The sequence below is a fragment of the Acinetobacter sp. genome, assembly GCF_041911495.1.
In the GTDB taxonomy this organism is placed as follows: Bacteria; Pseudomonadota; Gammaproteobacteria; order Pseudomonadales; family Moraxellaceae; genus Acinetobacter.
This window is the reverse complement of sequence record NZ_JAYROT010000001.1, coordinates 1-3934: the sequence shown is the minus strand read 5'-3', so window position 1 is coordinate 3934 and position 3934 is coordinate 1. Positions and strand designations below refer to the sequence as shown.

3 protein-coding genes and 1 pseudogene are annotated in these 3934 nt (G+C 42.6%); all 4 read left to right on the top strand.

Going from position 1 to position 3934, the window contains the following annotated elements; genetic code table 11:
* A pseudogene (locus tag ACE3PQ_RS00020) lies at positions 1-826 on the top strand (DNA polymerase III subunit alpha); the annotation flags it as partial.
* Between the two features lie 56 nt (positions 827-882).
* Complete coding sequence (locus tag ACE3PQ_RS00015) at positions 883-1818, top strand: RNA methyltransferase (protein WP_374294020.1); 936 nt, start codon at positions 883-885, stop codon at positions 1816-1818.
* Entirely contained in the window at positions 1811-2605 is a 795-nt protein-coding gene (cysE, locus tag ACE3PQ_RS00010; protein WP_374294018.1) for a serine O-acetyltransferase, read from the top strand. Before ACE3PQ_RS00015 ends, cysE begins: the two co-directional genes overlap by 8 nt.
* A 167-nt stretch (positions 2606-2772) precedes the next feature.
* Positions 2773-3699, top strand: coding sequence for an ABUW_2363 family tetratricopeptide repeat lipoprotein (locus ACE3PQ_RS00005; RefSeq protein WP_374294015.1), 927 nt, complete (start codon positions 2773-2775; stop codon positions 3697-3699).
* Positions 3700-3934 lie beyond the last annotated feature (235 nt).

The following is a 3934-nucleotide window of genomic DNA, read 5'->3' as shown; positions in this document are numbered from 1 at the left end:
ATTGAAACCGATCAAACCATGGAGCGATGAGGTTCGTCTGAAAGGTGAAAAAGACACACTCGGTTTGTATCTGACAGGTCACCCGATCGATGTGTATAAAGATGAATTAAAACGCTTTATTCCAAATACATTGAACAATCTCAGTACCACACGACGTGGACAGACCACCGTCATCGCAGGGCTGATTATAGATGTGGCGCATTTCCCGAATCGCACCATGATCACCTTGGACGATGGTACGGCGCGTTTTGAAATTTCCACCAATCGGGAACGCTTTGAACGCTACAAAGAGTTTTTCCAAAATGAAACTGTGGTGGTGATTGAAGGTGAAATCTATGAGCGAGAAGGTTTTGATCGCCCGCTTGGAAGACTCAGCAAAGCCTTTAATCTTAATCAAATCCGTGAAAAACGTGCCCAAGCCATTCAATTGCGTTTCCATGAAGATGAGTTAAGCGCAGATTTTGCCAATGATTTACTCACTGCGATTGAGCCATTTTGCCAGGTTACGAATGCGGTACACATTCCGATCAAATTACAATTGGAAAATCACTTTGCAACTTATGAATTGCAACTTGGCGAAGTATGGCAAGTCACACCAACGGATGATTTGATGCTGAAATTGCGTGATCATTTGGGCAAAGAACATATCCGAGTGGAATATCAGGTCAAATCAAAAGCTGCACAAGTGGTGAAACCGAAATATCAAGTGATCGATGAACCACCACCGCCATCACAGCAAAATCGCCAAATTGATGCAAGTGAGTTGGATGGTATGTTGCGCAGTGATGAGGCTTTTGAATACAGCGAAGATATGCGCTATTCCTAATGCGATAAAATGCGCACAAGCCACACTTATCAAATATTCTGAAATTTGAAGGAAATATGTCTACTCAAGCGACTGATTTACTTGATCATATCCGTATCGTGATGGTCAATACCACTCTCCCTGCCAATATCGGTGCAGCCTTACGTGCCATGAAAACCATGGGATTAAAGCATTTGGTTTTGGTTGCGCCAAAGCATTATCCACACCCTGATATTGATGCGCTGTCCGCAGGTGCTAGTGATTTGATCGAACATATTCGAGTGGTTGAGCGGATTGAAGATGCCTTGGCGGATTGTCATGTGGTATTTGGCACCAGTGCCCGCAGTCGCACTATTCCTTGGCCGATTTTGGACGTTCGCCCTGCTAGCCTTGAAATCGCCAATGCGACAGAAAAAAATCAACAGGTGGCCATTCTGTTTGGACGTGAAGATCGTGGCTTGACTAATGAAGAACTGGCACTTGCCAATTATCACCTAACCATTCCAGTCAATCCTGAATATGGTGTACTCAATGTGGCACAAGCGATACAAGTGGTGTGCTATGAGCTGAGAATAGCGTGCTTACAACGTGCTGAAGCTGAAAGTCAAAATCATGCACTCGAAAACAATGATGCTGATGTTGAAATAAGCGCAGAAAAAGTCGAAGCCATGCACTTGGTACAAGGTCAGTCCATGCAATGGGATGAACCCTTAGTGACTCAAGATCAGATGCAACAATTCTATCCGCATTTCGAGCAGACCTTAGCCGATATTGAGTTTTTAGATCCTGAAAATCCACGCTTATTACCACTGCGTTTACGTCGATTATTTGGTCGGATACAATTGGATCGTATGGAGTATCATTTGCTCCGTGGTGTGTTTAGTCGTGTCCAAGCCTTACGCAAAGGCACATGGCAACCGCAAAATACCAAAACTCCAAATGATGAAAAGCTAAGCGATAAAAATCAATCTGATGAAAAGCCGAACACTCAAGGAAATCAACCCGATGTTTAAACAGCTTAAACAAGATATCCAAGCAGTGTTTGATCGTGACCCTGCGGCTCGCAATATTTTGGAAGTGGTTACCACGTATCCTGGCTTTCACGCCATTGTCATGCACCGAGTTGCGTATGGATTGTGGCAAAAAGAGTTAAAAGGTACAGCACGAGCAATCTCTGCATTTTCACGCTTTGCTACAGGTATTGAGATTCATCCTGCTGCAAAGATTGGACAAGGATTTTTTATCGATCATGGTATGGGTGTGGTGATCGGTGAAACTGCCGAGATTGGTAATAATGTCACGCTGTATCATGGGGTGACTTTAGGCGGTACCACATGGGATAAAGGTAAACGTCATCCAACCTTAGAGGATGGCGTGATCGTTGGTGCAGGTGCGAAAATTCTTGGACCATTTACTGTTGGCAAAAATGCTAAAGTTGGCTCAAATGCCGTGGTGACTAAAGCCGTCCCTGCAAATACCACTGTCGTTGGCAATCCTGCACGATTTATTATGAAACAAGAAGAACCAATCATCGAAAGGTCTTCACAAGATAACGAATGTGCCGATTTTCAAGCCTACGCTGCGACTCAAGGTGAACCTGATACGGTACTGGAAAGTTTGCGTGTATTATCTGATCGCTTACAAAAGAACGAAGCGCATCTACAACGTATGTGTACGCAACTCAGCAAGCTCGATCCAGAATTTAAGCGCCCTCGCCTCACACCACTATCCAAGCAAGACAAACTAGTGCTTGAAGAAGTACAGCGGGAATATGACTTGAGTATCGAATCAAAACCCTGAGCGCATTGATTGAATTATATTGAGATGTTCATTGCATTTACCTTTTCAATGGATATTTCGTTTTTGACTAAACAATCCGTTACGTGATAATCCGAACAAATCTTGAAGCACAACACAATTTTCCTTAGACTGATGACTTTGTGTCAGCTCGAACGAATGGAATGAACATGCAAATAAAACCAATTTTCACTTTAACAGTATTGTGTAGTCTTTTTCTGGGGGCTTGTAGCACCACCCCAACCTCGCAGGTAAAAGCAAATAAACAACCTGCTGTACTTGAGCCAATTGTTTATACCGAACCGCAAGTTTCTGCACCTTATTATGCACTGAATCCTGCAGACTATACTGCGCCGCCAGAGTTCGAAGTCAATCTACAAAAATCAATCAATGCACCACTCACCAAACTTCGTGTCAAAGCTGATCCTAATAATCCAAACTCAGAAGAAATCATTTTAGATCAAAACCGCTTCATTATTCCTGTCAATAATAGTAATGACAAAGCAATGAAGTTTGCAGCACTGGCACAAGATAATGAGCTCGATGTCACCGATATTGATGATTTTCTGACTATTTTGGAAGGCAAGGCACGTCATTACCCTACACGCTTTGATGTCAAACGTGAGAAAAGTGGGATGACGGATAAATTAAAATCCATCATTCATACTCTTGATCGTTATGCAGTTCAGCCGAATGCCTCATATGACATCTTGCTTCGTGCAGCAAAAGCCAGCCATATGGCGCGAAACCTTGATATGGGTGAAACTTATGGACCTAAAGCACTTAGCTACGCGACTCGTTTGCTGAAGATGAAGCCAAATGATCCTGAAACCAGTTTTTGGTTAGGTTTTGGTTTATCTGAAGGTGGCGCATTCAAAGAAGCAACACCTTATCTGAAGACTGCAATGGAAGCCGATATTCAAGAAGCGTATCTTTCGATGGCAAACAACTACTTGAGTTTGGAACAAAAGAAAAATGCCGTGACCACTTTGAAGAATTACAAAGTGAAATACCCTACTGAATCTGCGATCGTTGACCGTCTTGTGACAGAGATTGAATCAGGTGGTCGCTATAACGTGTGGCAACGTGGCAGTTAAGTCTGTTTTGAAGATCAAAATCATACTTACAAAGCCAGTTTACGAACTGGCTTTTTTATATTCATCTCATGGAATAAAAGTGTAATAATCTGCTCTTAAAATTGAATAAATTTTGATGGGGTATTTCATGTTTCAACAATCTCTCCTTGTTGCGCTAAGTATTAGTATGCTCGGTTTGACAGGTTGTCAGGTGGTGAGTGTTAAAGAACAAAAAGTCGGCACAACACTCAGTAAT